Origin of the sequence: Deinococcus metallilatus, from assembly GCF_004758605.1 — a bacterium.
GTDB lineage: Bacteria > Deinococcota > Deinococci > Deinococcales > Deinococcaceae > Deinococcus > Deinococcus metallilatus.
In genome coordinates this window covers 18,984-41,492 of sequence record NZ_CP038511.1, presented here as the reverse complement: position 1 = coordinate 41,492, position 22,509 = coordinate 18,984, and the positions used below count along the sequence as shown (strand labels likewise).

Below are 22,509 nucleotides of genomic sequence, written 5' to 3'. Positions count from 1 at the left end.
TCTGGGGGTGAAGGGATGACGACCACGGAAGGACCGACCGCCCACCTGCTGATGGACGCGCGTGACCCGCGCAGCGGCAAGCTGGACGCCCGGCGGGTGGCGAGCACCTTCGGCCTGACCATGCGCGAACTGGCGCAGGCGCTGGAGCGCGACCCCAGCGGGCTGAGCAAGCACCCCACCAGCGATTCGCTCCAGGAACCGCTGCACGAGCTGGAGGAGATCGGGCTGCATCTCAGGGAGGTCTTCGGGGACCTGGGGGTGGGCCGGATGTGGCTGCGCGCCCCCAACCCGGTGCTGGAGGGCCGGGCGCCGCTGTCGTACCTGCTCGAACGGCGGCCGGTGGCCGTGCAGCGCCTGTTGCTGCTGGCGGAGACGGGCACGCCGACCTGATGCGGCGGGGCCAGGACCTGAAGCGCGCGTTGCTCGACGCCCCCCTGTGGACCCCGACCCGGGTCATCGATGCCTACCGCACGGTGCCGCTGCTCGCGCTGCGCAAGTACAGCCCCGACCCCCTGAACACCGCCGGTTCAGTGGTGACGGGGGGCCGGTACAACGCGCCGCAGGGGTTCCCAGAGGCACACGAGATGCTGTACCTGGCGGAAAACACGGCCGTCGCCCACGCCGAGGCCAGGGTGATCACGGTGGTGACGGGCCCACCAGGCGTTGTGATCCAACCGGGCACCGACCAGCGCCCCCGGCTGGACATCACCGTCAAGCTACGCCTGGGGGCCGTCCTCGACCTGACCGATCTCGGGGTCCAGACTCACCTCGACGTGCAGCCAGGCGACCTCTTCCAGGAGTGGTTGCCGCTGAACCTGGACGGGCACCTGGCCCTGACGCAACTCCTCGCGCGGGCGGTCCTGGACAGCGCCCGGTACGACGCCATCCTCTACCCCAGTGCCCGCTATCCCGGTGGGCGCAACTACGCCGTGTTCCCGCAGCGGGTGGCTCCCACCGACCGGGCTGTTCATGACCCGGACGGGGAACTGGGGGTGTTCCGGCGACCAGGATGATGTGGAGGTGGAGACAGCCCGTTCCTCCCGTGATGTGCTCACCGGATGAGGAGCCCAAGGCCCAGGGCGTCCCTGCCCAAGCCTCCACCCCCCGCCCCGCACCCCCCCTCCTCCTCGAAAGGACCCCATGACCTTGTCGGCGGCCCGAACCCGTGAAACCCACCCCGCTCACTTTCTCAGCGGTCTGACGCTTTCAGAAGGTTGGACCGTGCTGGGCAGCACGGCACCGTCCACGCCCTATTCCCAGGGACACCACTCCGTCGGGTACTTCGTTCGGCACGCCGACGGGCGCGAGGGGTTCCTCAAGGCCATCGACCTGTCGAACGTCTACCAGGCCCCCAACGTCATGCAGGAACTCCAGGCCGTCTCCGCGCAGTTCAATTTTGAAGTCTCCCTGCTCGCGATGTGCCGGAACCTGCGCATGCACCGCGTGGTGCGGGCCATCAGTCACGGAGAGGAGCGCCTGCCCGGGGTGAATGTCCCGGTGCCGTACATCATCTTCGACCGGGCGGACGGGGACGTCCGCGACCATCTGGCGATCACGGCCATCGATGAGGTCTGGCTGCTGCGCTGCATCCACCATGTGGCGGTCGGTGTTCAGCAATTGCACATCGCCAAGCTGGCCCACAATGACCTCAAACCCGCGAACGTCCTGGTCTTCTCGGAGGACGGCTGGAAGATCGGCGACCTGGGCACCGCCGTGGACGCGCTCGGGAAATCCCCACACCATGAGACGGCCTTTCCCGGCACCTGGGAGTATGCCCCGCCCGAGGCGTTGTATTTTGCCCAGTCGGCCGACGTCTGGCGGGACCGCAAGCGCGCCGACCTGTACATGCTCGGGGGGTTGGTGACGTTCCTGTTCACCCACCAGCACTTCAACAGTTACCTGTACGCCGAACTGGACGAGGCGATGCGGCCGCTCTTCTGCGGCGGGGACTGGGAGGAGGACTTTCCCCAGGTGCTGCCGCACCTGCTGGACGCGTTCGGGCGGGCGATGCGGGGGGTGTCGGCGCAACTCCAGCGGCGCCTGGGACCTGTCCTCGCGGCGGAAGTGACCCGCAGCATCGGGGAGCTGTGTTTCCCCGACCCCCTGCGGCGTGGCCATCCCCGCAATCTCGGGCGGGTGGACCCGACCGGCCTCCAGCAGTACGTCAGTCTCTTCGACCGCCTCGCGGTCGCGGCGGCCTTGCGGCGAAAGCAGCGGGCCCCGTGACCCTCACCCACAAGGTGGAGGATCGGCGCGTTATCCCGCGCTGGCGCGACACGCGGGTGGCCGTGGAGATGGGGGAGGCGTCCAGCCTGCGGCCCCCCCGCGCCGCGAGTACGGAGCAGGTGAGCGCCCAGATCGCCTCACACCTGAACCAACTGCGGGTGGCGTTCGCCGCACGGCCCAGCATCGGGCGGGCGGCCGAACTGACGAGTGCGGCGGCGCTCGCCGCGCGTCCGCAGGTGGCGGAGGACGCCGCCGAGTACCTGCTGCTGCACGCGGACGACACGACCCCCACGGCCCTGTCCACGGCCCGTGACGTCCTCGGGTTCCAGCTTGAGGCCCCGCCCCTCAGGCTGGTTACCCCAGCCCTGAGCATGGACCGGCTGCAAGAGGAAGTGCGGCGCCTCAAGGCGGTGGTGCGGGCCTTTCCGCGGAGCCCGCTCGCTCACGTGGACCTGGCCCGCATGTACGCGGCCCTGGGTGTCCTGGCAAAGGCCGAGCGCCACCTCACCGTGGCGCTGGGCCTGGCCCCCCACCACCGCCTGACCCTGCGGGCCGCGGTGCGGTTCCACCTGCATGCCCACGATCCCCGCGAGGCCGTCCGGCTGCTGCGGCAACAGCCGCTGACCCTCCAGGACCCTTGGCTGATGGCGGCCGAGATCAGCGCGGCGATGGTGGCTGGCCTGCCCCCCAAGTCGGTCAAGCGGGCCCGCGAGGTGCTGGAGCACCGGGAGTTCTCACCCCTCCACAGCAGCGAACTCGCCGCCGCCCTGGGCACCCTCGACCTGACGGACGGAAAGACCAAGCGGGTGCGGAAGTTGTTTCAGCAGGCCCTGGAGCGGCCGACCGAGAACGCGGTCGCACAGGTGCAGTGGGCGGCGCCGCACGTCCGGCTGGAGCTGAAGGAATCGCAACTCGTGGACGTTCCCCGGAATTTCGAGGCCCGCGGGCAGGACAGCTACGAGGCCCGCAACTACGAGGACGCCCGCGCGGCATTCGTGTCCTGGTTGCAGGATGAACCGTTCTCGTCCACGCCCGCCATCATGGCCGGGTACCTCTCGCATCTGCTCGACGAGACGCCCGGGCAGGCCATCGAACTCACCAAACTCGGCCTGACGGCCACCCCGGAGGAGGACACCCTCCTGAACAACATGGCGTTCTACCTGGCGGACGCTGGGCAACTCGACCGCGCCGAGCGGTACCTCGCGCGTGCCCAGGCCGTGGCCCCAGCGAACGAACTCGGGTTGACCCTGCGCGCCACCGAGGGCCTCATCGCGTTCCGCCGCGGTGATCCGGTGCGCGGCGCGGCGCTGTACGAGGAGGCGCTGCGGGCCGCACGCGCCCTGAAAAACACCGAGCGCGAGGTGCTGGCCCGGCTGTACTACGCCCGGGAACTGGCGAGACACCGCGACCCGCAGGCGCCCGCCCTCCTGGCCGAGGCGTACGCCGCCGCGCTGAACTTCGGGGAGTCCGGCGCGGTCCTGACCGCCCGGCGGGTGAGGGCCGACGCCGAAGCGCTCCTCAGGGCGTAAAGGTGGGGCCAGGCACCTGCCTGGCCCCACGTGCGTCCCGTCAGGACGCCTGCTGGCTCAGCGATTTCACGTGCCGGTCGAACTCCGCCTCGGTCACCTGACGCACGAGGCCGGTGTCGTCGCGGCGGATCATGCTGTAGTACCGGGAGTTGCTCTCGAACCGGCCCAGCGCCGCGTTAAAGGCCTGGATCAGGGTCACGCCGTCCTCACGCTTGGTAATTTTCACGGGCACGTTACCCACCCTGTAAAACTTCGTCATTCACTCACCGGCCTCTCCGCGGACGGTTGCCCACACCCGCTGGAACATCAGTGTACTCGCATCGTTGAGGGTGTCCAAGACCAACTGTTCAATCACCGAAATCCCATCCTCGACCTTGCCCTCCAGCTTGCGCCGGATCTTGTAGAGGTCGTGCTCATAGCTGTCGAGTTCATCGAAGGCGGCGTGGCACAACTTCACCTCGGCGCAGTGGCCCTCCACGTCCACCACAAACTGGAGGTCGCGGTACCCGCTGGGCTGCGGTTGCAGGAACCGGTCCTGAAAGGCGCGCACCTGGAACACCGCCTCGATGCGCTCAGCGGCGCCGTAGAGCGTCCGTAAATCCTGGAACACGTACTTCCCCGCCAGAATGTCCAGGGGAACCAGTCCGTACGCGCCAGCCTTCTCAAAGGTGCGCTCCCAGGTCTTGATCCCCGTGGGCCGGGGCAGCGCCCGCTGTTGCACCAGTTCGCCGAACGTGGTGAGCTGGGCCAGGAAGGTGTTGCTGAGTTCCAGGGCCCGCGCATACGCGCGCCCGACGTCCTGTTCGTCCTGCTGCACGTCCGCGGGGACCCGCGGAAAGCGGGTTCTCAGGCTGGCACTCAGCGGCTGAAAGGCCGGGGGGAAGGGGACATCTTCCTCAGGGTGTGGGTCGTGGGTCATGGAGCGTGGAGCAGTGTACCAACGCCGGTGACGGCTGGACCTGGGGGAGCCGAAGACCTGGTCCAGGAGGTGAGCGCCGTGGTGGCCTGGCCCCTCGCCGGGGACGGCCAGTTCAGGGGTGCCGCCCCGTGAGGGAGCCTTCCACAGGGCGCGTGACCCGTTCTTCTTGCCTGCCCGAGAGTCCCGGACAGACGCGGCGACCCGTCCAAGCCTCTTCCTGTCTCAACGGAGACTCAAGAAAGACGTCTGGACGTATGAGCAAACGTGGGCATGAACCGGACAGGATGGGGAATGACGCTTTCCCCGCTCCTCCGGCTCTGCCTCGCCCTCTGCACCCTGGGGGGAGCGGCCTCCGCCCTCCCCGCGAGCGTCACCCTGGGGGGCATCCGCCACGAGTACCAGGGGCCGGACAACTGCGCCCCGGTCACCTCCCTGACCGTGTTGGGGTACTACGGCACCCGCGTCACCCAGGCCCAGGCGGCGAGTGCCATGAAGGACGCCCCCGGCGACCCGCAGGTCACCAGCCTGGAACTCGCCGCGTACCTGGGCCGCTTCGGGCTGCGCAGCGTAATCCGGTACGCGGGTGACGGGGAGCTCTTGCGGGAACTGCTCTCCCGGGGCTTCCCGGTGGTGCTGCAACAGCGCCTGAAGGCGGGCAGCAATGTGGCACATTTCCGCACGGTCTACGGGTACGGCCCGGGCTACTTCTTGGTCAGCGATCCGCTGCGCGGCCCCTCGCTGCGCCTGAGCACCGCCGAGCTGCTGGAGTTGTGGCGCTTCTACAACGGGGAGTACCTGGTGACCTACCCGCCAGCGAAGGAGGGGCAGGTGCGCGCGGTGCTGGGCGACGACTTCAGCGCGGCAGCCAACTGGCAGCACCTGAGATCCCACGGGCAGCAGGACACCCGGGCCCGGCCGAACGACCCCTACGTCTGGTGGGGGCTGGGCAAGGCGAACCTGCGGCTGGGCAACGTGCAGGCGGCGGTGAACAACTTCGACCGGGCAGTGGCGCTGGGCGTGCCCACCCTGTACTTCCTGTACCGCCAGGAGGCGTTCGAGGCGTGGACCAAAGCGGGCGACCACCGCAAGACGCTGACCTGGACGACACGCGCCCTGAAGGCGTTTCCCTCCAGCAAGGAACTCCAGCAGTTTCAACGCCGCGCCCAAGCGGCGTTGGGCGGCTAGACCGGGAGATGAGACGATCCTGGGAAGGCGCGGCCCTGCTGGGCGCATTGGGGGCGTATGGCTGGGCCCTGCCCCGGGTGCGGCGGGAGTACGCGGAAGACGGGCACCTGTCGCGTGCCACGGCCGGTGTGGTGTACGTCGCCTACGGCCTGCACGCCCTGGGGTGGCTGGGCGCGGTGCGGGCGCGGGCCTGGCCGTTGACCTTGCCGGCTCCGGTAGCCGTCAGCGTTGGCCTGCCGCTCGCGCTATCAGGAACCGGGCTGTTCGCAGCGGGCTGGCGAGCCCTGCCTCCCGCAGACGACTCCGGTCTGGCGACGAGTGGACTGATCACGGGCGGGGTGTACCGGGTGAGCCGCAACCCGCAGAACGTTGGCTGGGCCCTGCTGCTCACGGGAGGGGCATTCGTGCGCCGCTCCGGGCTGGGCCTGGGGCTCGCCGCGCTGTTCTGGATGACGTTTCGCGCCTATGTCCCCGTGGAGGAGGCGTTTCTGGAACGCACGTACGACGAAGGCTACCGCCGTTACCGCGCCTGCACGCCCCACTTTCTTGGCTGGCCGTCCCGTGACCCGTGAGGTCCGCGTTATTCCCTGCCCTGCCCGAGGAGCCCGCCTATGACCCTGGAGGAACCTCAGCACCACTACGAACTCGACCGCATGGCCGAGGACGCCTGGCGGATGTTCCGCATCCTCGGTGAATTTTCTATCGGCTTCGACCGCATGGCCCACGTCCGGCCCCCCCTCGTGACCGTCTTCGGCAGCGCCCGCACCGAGATCACCGACCGCTATTACAGCCTGGCGGAGACGCTGGGGCGTGAACTCGCCCAGGCGGGTTTCGGCGTCATGACCGGGGGCGGCCCCGGCATCATGCAGGCCGCCAACCAGGGGGCTTACGAGGCGGGCGGGGTCAGCGTGGGCCTGAACATCCTCCTGCCCTTCGAGCAGAAGCCCAACCCGTACCAGACCCTCAGCCTCAACTTCGAGTACTTCCACGCCCGCAAGGTAATGCTCGCCAAGTACGCCGTCGCCTTCGTGGTCTTCCCCGGGGGCTTCGGCACCCTCGACGAACTCGGCGAAATCCTGACCCTGGTGCAGACCCGCAAGATGCACGCCCTGCCGATCTACCTGGTGGGCGAGACGCACTGGCGCGGCCTGGTGGACTGGTTCGCCGGGACGCTGGTGGAGAGCGGCGCGATTGCCCCGGACGACCTGAGGCTGTTCAAGGTGGTGGACGACGTGACGGCCATCCCCGGGGACGTGCGCCGGTACCTCGATCCCCAGCAGCCCGACGCCTTCAAGCGGCCCACCCCGGAAGACCGGCAGCGGGCCCGGGGGGAGACGTGAGCGTCCGCCTCTTTCCCAGCCTGCTCGCGGCCGACTTCGCCTTCCTGGGGGACGCCATCCGGGAAGCCGAGGCCGGTGGGGTGGACGGCTTTCACCTCGACGTGATGGACGGGCAGTTCGTCCCCAACCTCAACTTCGGTCCCCGGACGGTGGAGGCGTGCCGCCGGGTGACGACCCGGCCGCTCGAAGCGCACCTGATGATCGTGCGGCCGGAGCGCTTCGTGCCGGACTTCGTTCAGGCGGGGGCGAACCGGGTCATCATCCACGCCGAGGCCACGCCCCACCTGCACCGGGCGGTCGGCCTGATTCGTGAACTGGGCGCGCAGGCGGGCGTCTCTGTGAATCCGGGCACCCCGCTGCAGGTGCTGCGGCCCGTCCTCGCTGACCTCGACCTGGCGCTGGTGATGAGCGTGAATCCCGGCTTTGGCGGGCAGCGGTTTCTTCCCGGAAGCCTGGAGCGGGTTCGCACGGTGCGCCGCTGGTTGGAGGAGGCGGGCCGCGGGGCGGAACTGGAGGTGGACGGTGGAATCACGCCCGCCACCGCGCCGGGCATGGTCACGGCGGGGGCGACCGTTCTGGTGGCGGGGAGCGCGGTGTTTGGGGGGAACGTGCAGCGTAACCTGAACGCGTTGCGGGCCGCCCTGGACGCGGCGGCAACTGAGGAGTTCCCATGAACGACGATCAGCACAAGCCGGACGACCCGTCCCAGGGGGAAATCGTGCTCACCACCGTGCCTGAGTCGGTGGGAGACGAGGCTCAGAACGAGACGCCGACCGACCTCCTGGCGCGGTTGCACCAGCAGGAGGATTCGCGGATCGAACCCGACAACGAGGACGGCTAGGGCGTGTAGGCTGCCCCCGCGCGGCGGTCCTGCCGGGCGCTTCCGGTCCTCCAACCATGAAGGTGGCGTGGGGGGCGGAGACGCCCGCCTCATCTGCCCCGCTGCCCTGCCGCCGCGCGTTCAGGACGTGGCGGGTGAGGGGGCAGAACCGGCGGGCGCGGCCCGGCTCAGGCACGGGATGAAGTAGGCTGCGGGGGCATGCTGTCCAGGTCCTTTCCACGCGAACGGCGCCGCCTCCTGGGCCTGGCCTGCGCGGCCCTCCTGGGCCAGGCGGGCGCGCACGGCCAGCAGCTCTCGGACCTGCGGGGCGTCACGCTGTGCCTGGACCCGGCCTCCGTGGGGGTGACCTTCGAGGAACTGGCACCCGCCCGGGCGGCGAGGGCCCGGCAGGAGATCGAACCGGCGCTGAGGCAGTCGCTGGGCTCCGCACTGAAGGCGGCCGGGGTGCGCCATGAGGTCCGGGCCTCCTGCACGGGCCAACCGGGGATGACCCGATGGGAAGCGGACGTCCGCTACCTCAACCCGCGCAATTACGTCGGCTTCGGCGACCCCGCCTACAGCTACCAGGTGTTCCTGTTCGTGGGCGACCCGGCCTCCGTCCAACTGTCGGCCCCGGGCGCCGGGTCGGCCCGCGGATTCGCGGTGGACTGGGCCGACATCCACTCCGAGTCCCGGACCGGCCAGCCCTTCGAGCCGGTGGTGCTGAGGTGGGGCGAGGAGCAGATGCGCGACCTCGTCGTCGCGTGGCGGCGCGACAACCCCACCCTCGCCGAGCGGTTCGCCCGGCAGGGTCCACTCACGCTGGGCCTGCTCGGGCTGGGCCTGGGGACGCTGCTCACGGGCGCGGGGCTGTGGCTGGCGCGCCGTCGCCGCCCACGGGAGCGGGGAGCCCGCCGCCGCGGTGGTCCCCGGCTGGGATAGGATGGCGGGACGTCCCGAACGTTATGCCGAGCCGACCGCCCCCACCGCCGCGATGCCCGCCTCTGGCCGGGCTGCTGGCCCTGGGCCTGACGCTCGTGTCCTGCCGGGCCCCGGCCGCCCGGGACTTCGATGTGCGGCTTGCCACCCGGCCCAGCCCGGCGCGGGTTGGCGTCACCCGGCTCACGCTCACCCTCCCGGACCTGCCCGCCGCCGCGGTCAGCGTCGAGGGCAACATGACCCACGCGGGCATGGCTCCCGTGCGCGCCCAGGCCACCCCCGCCGGGAACGGACGGTACGTGGTGGACCCCCTGGACCTGAACATGGCGGGAAGCTGGGTGCTCACCGTGACGGCGCGCACGGGGGATGGGCGGACCCTCACCACCGACGTGCCGCTGGAGGTGGCGGGCCCATGAGCGCGGGGACGACCCGGCGGCGCGTCCCCGGCCCGGACCTGCTGCGCCTGCCCGGCCTCGGGCGCTTCGTGCGGTGGCGGTATGCCCGCCTGACCCTGCAACTGCCGCTGCTGGGGCTGGCGCTGCTCGCCGTGTTCGACGGCCTGACCGGGCGGCAGGTCGCCCCGCAGAACCTGGCGACAGTCTCGGTGTGGCTGCACTACCGCGGCCTGGTCGTGCTGGCGCTCCTCGTCCTGGGCAATCTCTTCTGCGCGGCCTGCCCGCTGATGCTCACGCGCGGCCCCAGCCGCTGGCTGCGCCGCCTCACCCCGCGCCTGACCTGGCCGCGGGCCCTGCGGAACAAGTACCCCGTGCTGGGCCTGACCGTGGCCTTCCTGTTCGCCTACGAGGCCTTCGACCTGTGGGCCAGCCCCTGGCTCACCGCGTGGCTGATCCTGGGGTACTTCGGCGCGGCGCTGGCGGTGGACACCCTCTTCCCGGCGGGCACCTTCTGCAAGCACGTCTGCCCGCTGGGGAACTTCAACTTCGCCCTCTCGCACGTCAGCCCGGCCCAGATCGCGGCGCGCGATCCCGACGTGTGCCGCTCCTGCGCCGGGCAGTACTGCGTGAACGGCCGGCTGGAGGACGCCGGGGGACGCGGCACCCTGGGGGGACCGGCCGCGCCCCTGCTCCAACTCGCGCCGCTGGAGAATGCCCGCACCTTCCCCGGCTGCGAAACCGAGCTGTTCGTGCCGCAGGTCCGCAGCAACCAGGACTGCACCCTCTGCCTGAACTGCGTGCGGGCCTGCCCCCACGACAACGTCGCGCTCGTGCTGCGCCCGCCCACCCGGGCGCTCGCCGCGTGGCGCCCCCGGGCCGACGTCGCGCTGCTGGGCACGCTGCTGCTCTTCGCGGGGGTCGCCAACGCCCTGGCGATGACCCCCCCGTACGCCGCCGCCGCGCAGGGGCTCGCCTCGTGGCTGGGCACCCGCAGCGAGGCCCTGGTGCTGGGCCTCATGCTCGGCGTGGTCCTGGGGGGCGGCTGCGGGCTCACCCTGGCCCTCTTCGGGTGGGCGAGCCGCCTCGCCGGACGGCGCGAGGGGATGCGGCAGGCGGCGCGGCGCTGGGGGAGCGCCGTCTTCCCGCTCGCCTTTGCCGTCTGGGCGGGACACTACAGCTTCCACTTCCTGACTGGCTGGGCGAGCATCGTGCCGGTCTTGCAGCAGGCCCTGGGGCGGCTCGGCCTGCCGGCCGGGACGCCAGACTGGACGTTGGCGGCCCTGGTGCCCGAGAACCTGCTGTTCCCGCTCCAGGTGGCCCTGCTCTACGCGGGCTCCGGGGCCAGCGCCTACCTGACCGCGCGCGCCGCCCAGGGGGTGTGGCGGGCCGCCGTCCCGGTGATCGTGTGGTTCCTGGTCGTCGCCGCCCTCACCGTCCTGATCCTGGGGCAACCCATGCAGATGCGCGGCACCCTGCTGGGAGGCCCGCGGTGAGGCGGCTGGCCCTGCTGCTGGCGGTCCTCCTCGCGCCCGGCGCGCTGGCCCACAGCGAACCCGTGACGGTGACAGCGGCGCTCGCGCCGCTCCCGGACGCCGTCCGGGTGGAGGCGAGCCTGGTCGGGCAGACGAGCGGCCTGCCCATCCGGGGGGCGGCCGTGGAGGTGCTGGTGTCGCGGGGCACGGGCACGCCAGGCCGGGCGAACGACGTGCCGGAGACGGGCGTCCTGGGCCGGGCGAAGCTGACGGCCGGGCAGGAGACGGGACAGTACACCGGGGACCTCGCCCCCCTGCCCGCCGGGCGGTACGTCCTGACCGTGGTGGACACCACCTACCGGGGCGAGGCGGCGGTGGCCGGGCGGCCTTTCGCCTTTGTGGGTCAGCCCACCCGGGTGGCGGTGGTGCTGCCGGTCACGTCCACGCCGGGGCGCTACGTTGGGTACGCGCTGCTCGGCCTGCTCGCGCCGCCGCTGCTCCTGGGCCTGGTGCTGGGTGCCCGCAGGCTCTCCCAGCGGCGCGCGGCCTGAGGGGCGCAGGCGGATCATCCGGCCCGCGTGCTCCGGAACCATCCCTTCCGGGCGCCGCCCACCGCGCCGCTCGCCGTGAGGCCCATCACGAGGGGCTCCCGGACCCCCAGGCGAGGCCCAGGGCCAGCCGGTCCAGCGGGTTGGACTCCCGCAGGTTCAGGCCGTCCACTGGGTGGGTCGCGTCCCCGACCTCCATCAAGGCGGCGGGAACGCGGCGGCCCCGCCGCACTGACCGCGACCGGCCACGGTTCACACCCCGGTGGTCGCGGTGGGCGCTTCCACCCCTCCCACGGCGATGACGCTGGTGTGGGCAGCGGCCACGGCCCGGGGGATCACACCCGCCTCGTCCTCCCCGGTCCCCGGGCACCGCTCGTCAGGAGCAGGGCGGGTGAGGGCGTCGGGGCGCAGCAGCGGGCGTGGTCCTGGGGTCGGTCCTCCGCCAAGCCTCGCTGACGGACCCGTGATGGGCTGATCCGGTGCGCGGGCTCCGCTCGGCGGGTCATGGTCATGCGGCGCCGCCTGTCCGCAGGGCATGCCAGGCGGGCGTCAGATCTGGCTGCCGAGCACGTTCAGGGTCAGCGCCAGGATCGCGACGTTGAACCAGAAGGCGGTGATGCCGTGCCACAGGGCCAACCGGCGGATGACCGGGCTGGAGACGGCCACGTCCGACACCTGAAAGGTCATGCCGAGCACGAAGGCAAAGTAGGCGAAGTCGAGGGCGGAGGGGGCGCTGGCCCCGGGGAACTCCAGGCCCCCGTCCGGCCCCGCCTCCTCGTCCCCGTCGCTGTAGTAGAGGTGGGCGTAGCGGAGGGTGTAGGTGGTGTGCGTCAGGAACCAGCCGCTCAGCACGGCGACGACCGCCACGGCGATGGCCAGCAGCGGTGCCTCTGGCTCCAGGCGTTTGGCGTGCTCGATCACGACGGCCGAGGCGACGAGGCTCACGAGGCTGGAGCCGAGCACCACCGCCTGCACGGCCGCGCGGCCGGGGTCCTCGGCCGCCGCCGCATGCCGGGTGCGCCCGGGGGGTGACCGCAGGATGAACCCCCAGGTCAGGGCCAGCAGGGTCAGCGCTGCACCGTCCCAGCCCACCATGATCCTCACCAGGGCGGAGGAAGGAGCGGGGAGGACGAGGGCCGCCGCGAGGCCAGCGGCGCCAGCGAGCAGCAGCCGGGACCAGGACGGCTGCCACCCGGCGTGCGGCTGGGGCAGGGAGGAGTGCCCGGTCACGGCCTGCGCTCCCCGCCTGGGCGCCGTGCTTCCCCGCGCCCAGGACGCTGGCGCGTCACCGTCCCGCTCCCCCCGTCTTCGAGAGCCTCGCCTTCAGCCGCTCACGCATCAGCCCCCCGGCCCACGTCCTGACAGTCGAGCAAGAACGGCTCGGGCATCCCGCCCACCCCGGAATGGATGACCGCCCGCAGGTTGGGGTCGCGCCGGGAGCCGAGGACAACTTCAAGGAGAACGTCGCGGGCGTTCTGCCCCTGGGTCTCTTGAACAAGGAGGCCGATCACGGGCAGGCCTGTTCCTCCCGTCGGCCGCTCGCTCCGTTCACGAAGCAGGGGGGCCGCCTCCCAGCACGGCCCGCACCACGAAACCCAGACGTTCACCCCCACCCAGGCCTCGCCGCGAGAAGGGCGGTGCGGCCTGGCCGGCGGGTGGCCCTCCCGTGGTGGCCGTTCGGGTGGGATGGAGCCGCGCCGCCCCCAGGACCACGGCGACGGCTGCGGCTGGCAGGGGGGCCGCAGGCGCTGCCACAGCGGGACGGGCGCGAACGCCGGGGCGGGACGCTCAGTCACAGGTTCCCCTACTGGCGGGGGCCGCGGGCGGCCCGCCTGCCCGCCACCTGCCCAGCAAGCCCGGGCGGACCAGATGAATAGGTGAATATTGGCTCACATGAACAGCCTAATACAGAAGGACACTTCCGTTGGGAACCGACGTTCCTGGCCGCCCAACCCGCGGGACCTCCCCACCGGGTCTGGCCTCAGCGGTGGGCAGGCCGGGAGCGGTGACTGACCAAAGGGGCATCACCGGGAAGTGCCGCTGGGCCAGGTGCGGCTCTCCGGGAGCGGTCCGCTGGGCGGTCTTGCGGGGGCACCGGCGCCGGTCTGCTCCTGCGGGTGTCCCTGGGAAGGCCAAGCAGGGAGGGGTGGGGTGAGCTTGTTCTGGGGGAACGTGGGCCAGGCAGCCATCCACCCCTCCGGGTGGTCATCCGCCCGTCCCTGGGCGGCGTGGAGAAGGGTCGAGCTTAGGGGCGGGCCGCCGCGTTCACATTCGGCCCGCCCCCTGTGCCCCGGGCGCGGGCGGCCAGACCTCTGGTCGCCGAGCCATGGAATAGTGTGCTCATGATCCTACGGCGGAAGTATGGCGTGCTGTTCTTGAATGTGCTGCTGGGTTCGGCCTTTGCCCAGGTCGAAATTCCCGCGCTGCCGTTGCAGCCCGCGCCCGTTCCGGCACCCCCACCCTCCTCGGAACCCGCGCCTTCCCCCCTTCCCGGGTCGGAACCCGTTCCCCCGCCCGTCGAAAGCCCGGCACCTCCGGCGCAGCCGTCTACACCGGCCCCGGTGCCAGAACGGCCAGCTCCCGCCCCCACCCAGTCCGTCAAGACGGCCCCTCTGCCGCTGCTCATCACGGTGCAGGCGAACTGGCCCGCGCTGGTGGATGGCCAAAAGACGACGGTGCCCTTCTCGCAGACCCTGACCCTGCCCGGCGAGCGGGCCGCGCAGCTCCGGCAACGCGGCGTCATCACGGCGAGTCTGGACGCCGACCTGAAGAAATTCCTGGCGAGCCTGCCGCGGGAGGCGCAGGACGCCCGCTTCGAGAACCGCTGGGAGGAGGGCTGGGCGGTCGTGCAGAGAGGCGGCCTGAAGGTGGACGAGGCGAGGACGCGGGCGAACATCCTCGCCGCCCTGAAAGACCCCAGGGGAGTCAAGGCTGCCGTCGTCGTGACGGGACAGGTCGCGCCGAAGCGCACGCTGGATTTCTTCGCCTCGCGGGGCATCACGGCGCACCTGGGCACGGGCGAGACGAACTACTTCGGCAGCAGCGCGGCCCGGATGACGAACATCCACGTGGGTACCCGCAACTTCCAGGATCGGCTGTTCACGGGCCAGACCTTCTCCTTCAACCAGTTCATCGGCCCGGTCACTACCCGCGCGGGCTACGTGACGGGCCTGGTCATCGCGGGCGACCGCACGGCGAACGGGGTCGGTGGCGGCATCTGCCAGGTCAGCACCACGGCCTTCCGCGCGCTGTATGGAGCGGGGCTGCCGGTGGTCGAGCGGCGCAACCACTCCTATCAGGTGCGGTATTACGACCCCCAGGGGCTGGACGGCACCATCTACCAGCCCAGCCAGGACCTGAAGTTCGCCAACGACACCGGGGGCGCGCTCTGGTTCCAGGCCGACTGGGACGACGAGAAGTCGCGCCTAAGCATCAGCGTCTTCGGCCGGGCGCGCGACTTCACGGTCGAGATCGGTGACCCGAGGACGCTGAGCACCACCCCCTCCCCCGCCGACCGCATCATCCGGGACGCGAGCCTCCCCGCCGGGCAGCGCAAGCAGGTGGACTGGGCCGCGCCAGGGGCGGTGATCGAGGTCACTCGCCGCTTCGTGCGGGAGGGCCAGACCTTCCGGCAGGACACGCTGAAGAGCAGCTACCGGCCCTGGCCGAACATCTTCCTGGTCGGCACGCGCCGCTGAACACCCCGCGCCATGGGTGAACCGGGAGGGCAGGCCCTGGAGGGTTCGTCGGGTGCCGTCCGGCGCGCCCTGGACTTACCCCCTGCCCGGGTGGCGCCGCCCGAGCACGACGAGCAGCCACACCACGCCCCCGAGGACCAGCAGGTCAGCGAGATCGGTCCCGAACCGGTCCATCCCGCCCGGGCCGCGCGCCAGCGGGGCGAGCAAGGGTGCCAGGACTCGCTCGGCCGTTCTGTCCAGGAGCGTGCCCACCACGTCTCCCAGCACCCCCGCGGCGAGCCAGGACAGCAGCCACGCCAGGCCCCACGCGCGTCGCCGGGAGAACAGCGCGGCGATCAGCAGCAGGCCGGCCGCCACCGCGAGGCCAATCAGCGCGGCGGGCCAGGGCGACGGGTGCCCGGCGACGCCGCTCCAGGTCCGCGCCGCCGAGAAGCCCAGGCCCGTGGTGAGGACCACCAGGGCCGCCAGTCCCCTGGAGGAGAGGGCCACCCCCGGCCGGTTCCGTCGCCTGGCGGTGGGCGGGGAGTGTGCTCCGGTCCACGCACCGCTCGGGGGGTGGCCAGGCCGGCCCTCTCCTGACGGCGTCAGCTCGGGCCAGGCCGTGTCCAGGCTGGCATGGAGCATGCCGGGCAGGGGGACCTCACCGGCGCGGGCACAGACGCCGTACCCCAGCAGCAGCAGGTTGCTTTCCAGGACGGCCCGCGGTGTCTGCGTCTCGTCCAGGCAGAGCCGCAGGCGGTGCTGGCGTCCATCCGCCTCGATCTTCCGGGCTCCGGGCAGCCTGGCCACCATCCGTGCCACCGCCCGGGCCCGGGTCTCCCCGTCCATCTGGGGCAGGTGGTAGTCGAGGTGCGTCTCCGCGGGCGCCACCGTTCCAGCATACCTGAGCCAGCGCTCAGGGAAGGGCACGTGAGGCAGCGGTTCTTCCCGGCGGTCCGCTTCCGGGGACGACGTCAGATTTCCCCTGGGGCCCTGCTTCTGCCGGTCATTCCCGCCCCGGGACGTTGCGCATCCACCACTCTTGCGGCACCTCGCGGCTGCGCGTGGCCCACACGTCCTCAAAGCTCGCCTGCTGCTGGGCCACCGCCCCCGGGTCCGTGGTCGCCAGCATCGTCTCGTTCAGGCCCAGCGGTCCCCACGAGGAGAAGTGCAGGTTCATGCTCCCGGCCACCACCATCCGGCCGTCCACGGTCAACGCCTTGGTGTGCATGGGGAAGGTGACATACCGCGCCTCGAAGCGGTCCTCCAGCCCCCGGCGCCGCGCCTCCAGCCGCAGCAGGGCCGCGCCGCTGCGGTTCGGGGCCCGGTCGATGCCGTAGTCCACCATCAGCGCGCGCACCTTCACGCCGCGCTCCATCGCTCCCAGCACGGCGCGCAGGTACACGGGCCACTCGCTCACCGGGCAGGCGTCAGGATTCTGGTACGCCCACCAGCAGGAATACCCCGGGCTGAACTGCGCCTGCATCAGGTCCAGGCGCTGCCGCGCCGCCCCGAACAGCGCCACCATCGCCCGGTCCGCCTGGTCGAACCCCGGGCGGCGGTACAGCAGGAACGCGCGCGCCTCCCCTGCGGGGGTGACCACCCGGGCCGCGCCCGGATGGGTGGGCGGCTCCGCCGGGCCGAGGGTACACGCCTGGAAGAGGTTCTCCGCCGTCACTTCCGGGGGGCAGCGCACCTGCTGGGCCTTGCGCCACAGGTCATTGAACACCGTCACGCCGTCCTGCGCGGCTGGCCCGCGCATCCGCAGGCCCAGGTCGTGCAGGCCCTTCCCGCCCGGCGCCGTGTCCGGCAGGTGCCAGGCGGTGTAATTGTACCCGGCGACAGTCACGTCCTGGCCGTCGATCACGTGGAGTTTGACATGGCTGTGCGGAAAGTAGCGGTAGTTCGCCACCCCAAGCCGCCACCCCGCCGCCGGGTCGTTCAGGGGAACGCCCAGCCGCGTGAGGTCCCGCACGAGTTCCAACGGCTGCGTGGCCCCGTCGGGGCGCCCCAGGTCTGGAAACCCCCCCAGCACCACCCGCACCGTCATGCCCTGCGGGTAGTCGGCGGGATTTGCCCGCACCTTCAGGTACAGGTCCCGCAGGGCCCGCGCGAAGGTCCAGCCGGGACGCCCCTCGCCCGCCTGCCACTCCATGCTGGTCAGCAACACCTCCGCCCGCGCCCCCCGGATCTGGTCCGCCGTCACGTCAAAGGCATCGGGTTGTGTGGCGGTGCGCGGCGTTCGCAGGAAGCCCGTGAACGCGTTCCCGCACGAACGGTCCGGGCGCCCCCCCTCGGTCGTGACGCGCCACAGCGCGAGTTCCAGCGGATCGACCGGCCTGGAACAGGACAGGCCGAAAGGATTGAGGTTGGGGGTCGGGGGCACGCCGCCCAGCCCGATCGGGAATTCGGAGGCGTCCGCCAGCCCCCCCACAGCCAGCAGGAGCGCCGGAAGCCAGCGCGAGGCGAAGAAAAGACCGCTCACCGCCTGAGACGATACGCCGCCATTCCTCCGCACGTATGAACAAACGTTCAAGAATCCGGCGAGCTGAAGGGCTGGATTGGGCCTGCCCGCACCCGGCAACGTGAGGGGGCCTGGCGGCCCGCACGCGACGGGGCCAGGCTCGACCACCAGGAGGTTCACCCGTCGTGACCGGGTCGCGCGCGGGGACTCCCCCTGGGGGGCTTTTCTGGGTGGAGGTGACGTGATGGGAGCCCTCTCGCTGCTGCTGTTTGTGCTTGTCCCGGCGGGCACGACCGTCCTGGGCGGCGTCCTGGCCACACTCCGCCCTCCGGGTGAGCGCTGGCGCAGCGCGTTTCAGCATTTCGCGGCGGGCGCGGTGTTCGCGGCGGTCGCCGGTGAACTGCTGCCCGAGATCAAGCAGGAACATCAGCCGCTGGGTGTCCTGCTGGGCTTTGCCCTGGGTGTGGTGCTGATGCTCGGGCTGGAACGTCTCTTCAAACCCGTGGCCGGGGCGGGGCCGACGCCGGAAGAAGGGGGGGCGGGCAACGCGACCGGCCTCGCCCTCATCACGGGCATCGACATTCTGATCGACGGCCTGCTGATCGGCGTGAGTGCGGGCACCAACGCCCAGGCCGGTTTTCTGATCACCCTGGCCCTCACGCTGGAACTGCTGTTCCTCAGCCTGTCCACCGTCGCCGCCCTGGGGCGCGCCGGGGTGACCCGCGCCCGGGTGATCGGCGTCACCCTGCTGTTCGCGCTCGCGCTGGCGGTCGGTGTCCTGATCGGCGCGCTGCTGTTCGCGGGGCTGTCCGGCTTCGCGCTGGCGGTGGTGCTGTCCTTTGCCGCGGCGGCCCTGCTGTACCTGGTCACCGAGGAACTGCTCACCGAGGCGCATCAGGTCACCGAGACACCGCTCCTGACGGCGACCTTTTTCGCGGGCTTCCTGGCCATCTTCCTGGTCGAGCTGCTGCTCCCCGGAGCCGGGGCGTGACGCTGTTCCTGGCTTCCCTGCTGTTGGGGAGTGGCTTTGCGGCCATTCACCTGCTCTCGCCGGCCCTGCGGGTCCCCGACGGTGTGCCCCGCAACCGGCTGCTCTCGGCCGCCGGGGGCCTCGCCGTCGCGTTCATCTTCCTGCGCATCCTGCCGGAGTTCGGGGACAGCCAGCAGGTCTTCGGGGCGACGCCACGGGGCACGCTGCTGGGCCTTCCCGGCCACCACGTGTCCGTGATCGCGTTCGTCAGCCTGGTGCTGTGTTCCGCCGTCGGGCGGCTGGTTCAGACCTTACGGGCGCAGCAGCGGGCGGCGATCGGCCATGGCGCGCCCGGCGAGCGCGTCTTCTGGATGCACCTCCCCACCGACGCGCTGGACAACTTCGTGATCGCCTCCCTGCTGGCCCACCGGGCCGACACGCGCGGATGGCTCTCCCTGGGGCGGTTGGGCGGTTCTTTGTCGCACTCGCCCTCAAGGTTGTGGCAGACGACCACAGCCTGCACGCTGTACACCAGGCCAACTCTGACCGGCGCGGACGCTGGCTCCTCGCGCTGGCCGCACTCGCCGGCTGGGACCTGCGGCAGCTCACCGACCTCTCCGAACTCGCCTCCGCGACCCTGGAGGCGTTTCCGGCTGGCGAGGCCGTGCTGAGCGTGCTGAAGGAGGAACGCCCCGCCCAGCAGCAGGCGCGGCTTTCGGCCTTCGCTCTGGGTACCTTCGGCGACGGCGCGCTGCTGCTGGCCCTCGCAGCGGGCTGACCCCACAGGAGAACCGACCATGCTCTACTTCATGTTCGCCACCGGCATCGAGAACTCCTACCCCACCATCCAGAACGGGCGCTTCCGCCAGGACGAGATGGACAAGACCCGCCATTACCAGCTCTGGCGGCGGGATTTCGACCTGGTGCAGGAGCTGGGCGTGACCCACCTGCGTTACGGCCCGCCGCTGCACCGCGTCTGGCTGGGGCCGGATCGCTACGATTGGACCTTCGCCGACGAGACCTTCGGGGACCTGCGGCGGTGCGACCTCATGCCCATCGCCGACCTGTGCCACTTCGGGGTTCCCGACTGGATCGGGAACTTCCAGAACCCCGATTTCCCCGAGCAGTTCGCCCGCTACGCCCGGGCCTTCGCCCTGCGGTTTCCCTGGGTGCAGCTCTACACCCCCGTGAACGAGATGTACATCTGCGCCCTGTTCTCCGCGAAGTACGGCTGGTGGAACGAGCAGCTCACCACCGACCTCGCCTTTGTCACGGCCCTCAAGCACATCGTGCGGGCGAACGTGCTCGCCATGCACGCGATCTTGCAGGTCCGGCCCGACGCGATCTTCGTGCAGAGCGAGTCCAGCGAGTACTTCCACGCCCAGAACCCCCAGTCCATTGGCCGGGCCGAGTTCCTCAACCAGGTGCGCTTCCTGTCGCTCGACCTGAACTACGGGCACCGCGTCTCCAGCGAGATGTACGAGTACCTGCTCGACCACGGCATGACCCGGGACGAGTACCACTTCTTCCTCGACAACACACTCAAGCACCACTGCATCATGGGCAACGACTACTACGTCACCAACGAGCATCTGGTGCAACCCGACGGGAACACCCGGGCCTCCGGGGAAATCTACGGCTACTCGGTGATCACGGCACAGTACTACAACCGGTACGGGTTGCCGATCATGCACACCGAGACGAACCTCAACCAGGGACCAAACGGGGACGAGGCGGTGCAGTGGCTGCGCAAGGAGTGGGCCAATGTGCTGCGGGTGCGCAACGACGGGTTGCCCATCGTGGGCTTCACCTGGTACTCCCTGACCGATCAGGTGGACTGGGACAGCGCCCTGCGCGAGAACAATGGCACCGTCAACCCGCTGGGCCTCTCTGACCTCGACCGCAACCTCCGGCCGGTGGGACAGGCGTACCGGGACCTGATCCGCGAGTGGCGGGCAGTGCTGCCCACGCAGAGTACGGCGCTCACCCTGCCGGTGTTCCCACCCAGCCAGCAGGACGGTGCAGCGGCGGCGGCCGTGCAGGACCTCGCCCGCACCCACGCCCACGCCCGCGAGGCGACCTACGGGATGGCCGAGGCGGCCGTCACCGGCGACCGCCTGGCGTCGAAAGGAGAAGCGTAGATGAGTGACGTTGCTCAGCCTGTCGTGCGGGTCCCGGCCCGCTTCACGGGCAAGACGGTGATCGTGACCGGGGCCGCGAGCGGCATCGGCCTGGCGACCGCGCGGCGCTTCGGCTCGGAAGGCGCGCGGGTGGTGCTGGCGGACCTTGACTTCGACCGGGCCGGGCAGGCCGCCGAGGCGGTGAAGACGGATGGGGCGCCCGACGCCTGGCCCGTGCGGTGCGACGTCTCCGACGAGGGGCAGGTGCGCGCCTGTGTGGCCGGGACCCTCGGCGCTTCGGCGGGCTGGACGTGATCGTCAACAACGCGGGACTGATGACGTTCAAGCCCATCCTGGAACTGGAGGCGGAGGACCGGCGCCGGGTGCTGGGGGTGGACCTGCTGGGCGCGTTCTTTTTCGTGCGTGAGGGCTTCGAACACATGAGGCCGGGCGGCGCCATCGTGAACGTGAGCAGCGTCCATGCCGTGGAGACCTCCCCGCTGGTCGCGCCGTACGCGGCTGCCAAGGCCGCCCTGGTGTCCCTGACCCGCCCCGCCGCCCTGGAGGGCAAGGCCAGGGGGCTGCGCGTGAACGCCGTGCTGCCCGGCGCCATCGAGACACCGATGCTGCGGGAGAACCCCAACGTGAAGAGCGGGGTGGAGGTGATTGACCCCAACTTCGTGGGGCAGCCCGCCGACCTCGCGGCGGCCATCGCGTTCCTGGCCTCGGACGACGCGAGGGTCGTGCAGGGCGCGGCCCTGGTCGTGGACGGCGGACGCCTCGACCGCCCATAACGCCTGCGGTGAACAGGCACCTGGAGGGTCCGGCCGCGGTACCTCCTGGCAGCGGTTGATCCGGGAGGAGGGGCGGGCAGTAGGCGTCCCGGCCGGTGCCGAGCTGCTTGCGTCCTCATGACAGGTTGGCTGCATTCTTGCTCACTCATCAAAGCTTTAGTACACCTTGATAAGTTGCCGCTCGTTCATGCGTAATCACCTGTTCACCGCGCTGACGCTCCTGATGTTCAGCCTCGCTGCCGCCACAACCGTCACCGTGCAACCGGGGGATACCCTCACCCGCCTCGCGGTGCGGCACGGCACGACGACCCAGGCTCTGCTGCGCGCCAACCCCGGGGTGAACCCCAACCGGCTACGGGTGGGAACCGCACTGAGCCTGCCCGCCGCACCCACCCGGACCTGGACGGTGCGCCGGGGCGACACCCTGTCCATGATCGCGCAACGTCATGGCATCACCCTGGGGGTCCTCTTGGGCGTCAACCGGGGGCTGAATCCCCGCCTGCCCCTCCAGGTGGGGCAGCGCCTCACGCTGCCTGCTCCGGCCCTGGCCCGCGCCTCCACCACCGCGGTGGTTCGCGCGGCCTCCATCCGGGTGAACGCCGCGCTGCCCGTCCAGGGCCGGGTCACCACGCCCTACCAGGCCGCCCACCCGGGCCTCGACCTCGCCGTCCCCGCTGGGACGCCCATCCGCGCCGCGCTGCCCGGCACGGTCGTGGAATCCCGCTTCGACAGCCGGAGCGGGTGGGGCTGGACGGTCGTGCTCGACCACGGGGGCGGCGTCAGGACCCGGTACAGCCACAACAGCGCCAACCTCGTCCGGGTGGGCGCGCGGGTGAGGGCGGGCGACGTGATCGCGCGGGTCGGCAGCACCGGCAAGAGCACTGGGGCCCACGTCGATTACCGCCTGTACCGGGAGGGGCAGGCGGTCAACCCCTCGGGCGTGCAGTGAAGGCGGGGCGCGGGGCCCAATTCCCCCATCCAGAGGTCCTGAGGACGCCGCTTCAAAGCCGGAAGACAGGGGGCCGTTGCCCACTTGGAGCGTGGACCCCCGGTCAGGAAGACCCCAGGAAGAACAGGCCACCTCTGCGGTGAGGGACGTGCGGTCACGCCG

The 22,509-nt window shown here is 71.1% G+C and carries 27 protein-coding genes; 20 read left to right on the top strand and 7 right to left on the bottom strand.

Annotated elements, in window-relative coordinates; translation table 11 throughout:
- Positions 1-15 precede the first annotated feature (15 nt).
- The 4 genes from E5F05_RS04085 to E5F05_RS04070 all read left to right on the top strand — a co-directional run bounded on the left by E5F05_RS04085 (position 16) and on the right by E5F05_RS04070 (position 3,755).
- Entirely contained in the window at positions 16-390 is a 375-nt protein-coding gene (locus E5F05_RS04085) for an antitoxin Xre/MbcA/ParS toxin-binding domain-containing protein (protein ID WP_103128134.1), read from the top strand.
- Complete coding sequence (locus tag E5F05_RS04080) at positions 390-1,013, top strand: RES family NAD+ phosphorylase (RefSeq protein WP_103128133.1); 624 nt, start codon at positions 390-392, stop codon at positions 1,011-1,013. The genes E5F05_RS04085 and E5F05_RS04080 overlap by 1 nt, the downstream gene beginning before the upstream one ends.
- 208 nt (positions 1,014-1,221) lie before the next feature.
- On the top strand, positions 1,222-2,226 hold the full coding sequence (locus E5F05_RS04075) for a protein kinase domain-containing protein (RefSeq protein WP_164973329.1): 1,005 nt from the start codon (positions 1,222-1,224) through the stop codon (positions 2,224-2,226).
- The gene (locus tag E5F05_RS04070; protein ID WP_103128131.1) at positions 2,223-3,755 is read left to right on the top strand and encodes a tetratricopeptide repeat protein; all 1,533 of its coding nucleotides are present in this window, start codon (positions 2,223-2,225) and stop codon (positions 3,753-3,755) included. The genes E5F05_RS04075 and E5F05_RS04070 overlap by 4 nt, the downstream gene beginning before the upstream one ends.
- Positions 3,756-3,795: 40 nt before the next feature.
- Here E5F05_RS04070 and E5F05_RS04065 read toward each other — a convergent pair whose 3' ends face one another.
- The gene (locus E5F05_RS04065; RefSeq protein WP_103128130.1) at positions 3,796-4,014 is read right to left on the bottom strand and encodes a hypothetical protein; all 219 of its coding nucleotides are present in this window, start codon (positions 4,012-4,014) and stop codon (positions 3,796-3,798) included.
- Positions 4,015-4,674, bottom strand: a complete 660-nt coding sequence (locus tag E5F05_RS04060; protein ID WP_103128129.1) for a nucleotidyltransferase family protein — start codon at positions 4,672-4,674, stop codon at positions 4,015-4,017.
- A gap of 291 nt (positions 4,675-4,965) precedes the next feature.
- On the opposite strand from E5F05_RS04060, the gene E5F05_RS04055 reads away from it, so the two are divergent.
- From E5F05_RS04055 to E5F05_RS04020, 9 genes are all read left to right on the top strand, one after another.
- Positions 4,966-5,859: a C39 family peptidase gene (locus E5F05_RS04055; RefSeq protein ID WP_103128128.1), complete on the top strand. Its 894-nt coding sequence runs from the start codon at positions 4,966-4,968 to the stop codon at positions 5,857-5,859.
- 8 nt (positions 5,860-5,867) lie between these two features.
- Positions 5,868-6,431 (top strand): methyltransferase family protein, encoded by a 564-nt coding sequence (locus E5F05_RS04050; RefSeq protein WP_103128127.1) that lies wholly within the window; start codon positions 5,868-5,870, stop codon positions 6,429-6,431.
- A 39-nt stretch (positions 6,432-6,470) separates the two neighbouring features.
- Positions 6,471-7,199, top strand: coding sequence for an LOG family protein (locus tag E5F05_RS04045; protein ID WP_103128126.1), 729 nt, complete (start codon positions 6,471-6,473; stop codon positions 7,197-7,199).
- Entirely contained in the window at positions 7,196-7,873 is a 678-nt protein-coding gene (rpe, locus tag E5F05_RS04040) for a ribulose-phosphate 3-epimerase (RefSeq protein ID WP_103128125.1), read from the top strand. The genes E5F05_RS04045 and rpe overlap by 4 nt, the downstream gene beginning before the upstream one ends.
- Positions 7,870-8,040: a hypothetical protein gene (locus tag E5F05_RS21170; protein ID WP_164973328.1), complete on the top strand. Its 171-nt coding sequence runs from the start codon at positions 7,870-7,872 to the stop codon at positions 8,038-8,040. The genes rpe and E5F05_RS21170 overlap by 4 nt, the downstream gene beginning before the upstream one ends.
- A 198-nt stretch (positions 8,041-8,238) precedes the next feature.
- Complete coding sequence (locus E5F05_RS04035; protein ID WP_114149443.1) at positions 8,239-8,961, top strand: hypothetical protein; 723 nt, start codon at positions 8,239-8,241, stop codon at positions 8,959-8,961.
- 23 nt (positions 8,962-8,984) lie between these two features.
- Complete coding sequence (locus E5F05_RS04030; protein ID WP_114149442.1) at positions 8,985-9,374, top strand: FixH family protein; 390 nt, start codon at positions 8,985-8,987, stop codon at positions 9,372-9,374.
- Positions 9,371-10,846, top strand: coding sequence for a 4Fe-4S binding protein (locus E5F05_RS04025; RefSeq protein ID WP_103128124.1), 1,476 nt, complete (start codon positions 9,371-9,373; stop codon positions 10,844-10,846). The genes E5F05_RS04030 and E5F05_RS04025 overlap by 4 nt, the downstream gene beginning before the upstream one ends.
- Complete coding sequence (locus tag E5F05_RS04020) at positions 10,843-11,376, top strand: hypothetical protein (RefSeq protein WP_103128123.1); 534 nt, start codon at positions 10,843-10,845, stop codon at positions 11,374-11,376. Before E5F05_RS04025 ends, E5F05_RS04020 begins: the two co-directional genes overlap by 4 nt.
- Before the next feature lie 85 nt (positions 11,377-11,461).
- Here the strand turns inward: E5F05_RS04020 and E5F05_RS21165 are convergent, their stop codons facing one another.
- The 3 genes from E5F05_RS21165 to E5F05_RS21535 form a co-directional block, all read right to left on the bottom strand.
- Complete coding sequence (locus E5F05_RS21165; RefSeq protein ID WP_164973327.1) at positions 11,462-11,629, bottom strand: hypothetical protein; 168 nt, start codon at positions 11,627-11,629, stop codon at positions 11,462-11,464.
- A gap of 293 nt (positions 11,630-11,922) precedes the next feature.
- A complete protein-coding gene (locus E5F05_RS04015) occupies positions 11,923-12,603 on the bottom strand; it encodes a DUF1345 domain-containing protein (protein WP_103128122.1) in 681 nt (226 codons plus the stop codon).
- Positions 12,604-12,704: 101 nt separating this feature from the next.
- A complete protein-coding gene (locus E5F05_RS21535) occupies positions 12,705-12,884 on the bottom strand; it encodes a hypothetical protein (protein WP_235610249.1) in 180 nt (59 codons plus the stop codon).
- 831 nt (positions 12,885-13,715) lie between these two features.
- Between E5F05_RS21535 and E5F05_RS04005 the strand changes: the two genes are divergently transcribed.
- Entirely contained in the window at positions 13,716-15,071 is a 1,356-nt protein-coding gene (locus tag E5F05_RS04005; RefSeq protein ID WP_103128303.1) for a VanW family protein, read from the top strand.
- A gap of 75 nt (positions 15,072-15,146) precedes the next feature.
- Here the strand turns inward: E5F05_RS04005 and E5F05_RS04000 are convergent, their stop codons facing one another.
- A complete protein-coding gene (locus tag E5F05_RS04000; protein ID WP_129117512.1) occupies positions 15,147-15,980 on the bottom strand; it encodes a hypothetical protein in 834 nt (277 codons plus the stop codon).
- 76 nt (positions 15,981-16,056) lie between these two features.
- Positions 16,057-17,535 carry a phospholipase D-like domain-containing protein gene (locus E5F05_RS03995; RefSeq protein ID WP_103128120.1) on the bottom strand — a complete coding sequence of 493 codons (1,479 nt, stop codon included), beginning with the start codon at positions 17,533-17,535 and terminating at the stop codon, positions 16,057-16,059.
- Positions 17,536-17,758: 223 nt separating this feature from the next.
- Here E5F05_RS03995 and E5F05_RS03990 point away from each other — a divergent pair, with 223 nt between their 5' ends.
- The 6 genes from E5F05_RS03990 to E5F05_RS03970 all read left to right on the top strand — a co-directional run bounded on the left by E5F05_RS03990 (position 17,759) and on the right by E5F05_RS03970 (position 22,347).
- The gene (locus tag E5F05_RS03990) at positions 17,759-18,505 is read left to right on the top strand and encodes a ZIP family metal transporter (RefSeq protein WP_103128119.1); all 747 of its coding nucleotides are present in this window, start codon (positions 17,759-17,761) and stop codon (positions 18,503-18,505) included.
- Positions 18,502-19,155, top strand: a complete 654-nt coding sequence (locus E5F05_RS03985; protein WP_103128118.1) for a hypothetical protein — start codon at positions 18,502-18,504, stop codon at positions 19,153-19,155. The genes E5F05_RS03990 and E5F05_RS03985 overlap by 4 nt, the downstream gene beginning before the upstream one ends.
- Positions 19,156-19,281: 126 nt before the next feature.
- Entirely contained in the window at positions 19,282-20,625 is a 1,344-nt protein-coding gene (locus E5F05_RS03980; protein WP_103128117.1) for a family 1 glycosylhydrolase, read from the top strand.
- Positions 20,626-20,919, top strand: coding sequence for an SDR family NAD(P)-dependent oxidoreductase (locus E5F05_RS21975; protein WP_201262715.1), 294 nt, complete (start codon positions 20,626-20,628; stop codon positions 20,917-20,919).
- On the top strand, positions 20,916-21,398 hold the full coding sequence (locus E5F05_RS21970) for an SDR family NAD(P)-dependent oxidoreductase (RefSeq protein WP_201262714.1): 483 nt from the start codon (positions 20,916-20,918) through the stop codon (positions 21,396-21,398). Before E5F05_RS21975 ends, E5F05_RS21970 begins: the two co-directional genes overlap by 4 nt.
- A gap of 187 nt (positions 21,399-21,585) precedes the next feature.
- Entirely contained in the window at positions 21,586-22,347 is a 762-nt protein-coding gene (locus E5F05_RS03970; protein WP_103128116.1) for a LysM peptidoglycan-binding domain-containing M23 family metallopeptidase, read from the top strand.
- Positions 22,348-22,509 lie beyond the last annotated feature (162 nt).

Excerpts from the sequence above, each read along its gene's own strand:
- E5F05_RS04050 (WP_103128127.1), top strand. The coding sequence starts at position 5,868 with ATGAGACGATCCTGGGAAGGCGCGGCCCTGCTGGGCGCATTGGGGGCG.
- E5F05_RS03970 (WP_103128116.1), top strand. The coding sequence starts at position 21,586 with ATGCGTAATCACCTGTTCACCGCGCTGACGCTCCTGATGTTCAGCCTC.
- E5F05_RS04065 (WP_103128130.1), bottom strand. The coding sequence starts at position 4,014 with ATGACGAAGTTTTACAGGGTGGGTAACGTGCCCGTGAAAATTACCAAG.
- E5F05_RS03980 (WP_103128117.1), top strand. The coding sequence starts at position 19,282 with ATGCTCTACTTCATGTTCGCCACCGGCATCGAGAACTCCTACCCCACC.
- E5F05_RS21975 (WP_201262715.1), top strand. The coding sequence starts at position 20,626 with ATGAGTGACGTTGCTCAGCCTGTCGTGCGGGTCCCGGCCCGCTTCACG.
- E5F05_RS04045 (WP_103128126.1), top strand. The coding sequence starts at position 6,471 with ATGACCCTGGAGGAACCTCAGCACCACTACGAACTCGACCGCATGGCC.
- E5F05_RS04080 (WP_103128133.1), top strand. The coding sequence starts at position 390 with ATGCGGCGGGGCCAGGACCTGAAGCGCGCGTTGCTCGACGCCCCCCTG.
- E5F05_RS04055 (WP_103128128.1), top strand. The coding sequence starts at position 4,966 with ATGACGCTTTCCCCGCTCCTCCGGCTCTGCCTCGCCCTCTGCACCCTG.
- E5F05_RS04005 (WP_103128303.1), top strand. The coding sequence starts at position 13,716 with ATGATCCTACGGCGGAAGTATGGCGTGCTGTTCTTGAATGTGCTGCTG.
- E5F05_RS04035 (WP_114149443.1), top strand. The coding sequence starts at position 8,239 with ATGCTGTCCAGGTCCTTTCCACGCGAACGGCGCCGCCTCCTGGGCCTG.
- E5F05_RS21170 (WP_164973328.1), top strand. The coding sequence starts at position 7,870 with ATGAACGACGATCAGCACAAGCCGGACGACCCGTCCCAGGGGGAAATC.
- E5F05_RS03990 (WP_103128119.1), top strand. The coding sequence starts at position 17,759 with ATGGGAGCCCTCTCGCTGCTGCTGTTTGTGCTTGTCCCGGCGGGCACG.
- E5F05_RS04085 (WP_103128134.1), top strand. The coding sequence starts at position 16 with ATGACGACCACGGAAGGACCGACCGCCCACCTGCTGATGGACGCGCGT.
- E5F05_RS04025 (WP_103128124.1), top strand. The coding sequence starts at position 9,371 with ATGAGCGCGGGGACGACCCGGCGGCGCGTCCCCGGCCCGGACCTGCTG.
- E5F05_RS04060 (WP_103128129.1), bottom strand. The coding sequence starts at position 4,674 with ATGACCCACGACCCACACCCTGAGGAAGATGTCCCCTTCCCCCCGGCC.
- E5F05_RS04030 (WP_114149442.1), top strand. The coding sequence starts at position 8,985 with ATGCCGAGCCGACCGCCCCCACCGCCGCGATGCCCGCCTCTGGCCGGG.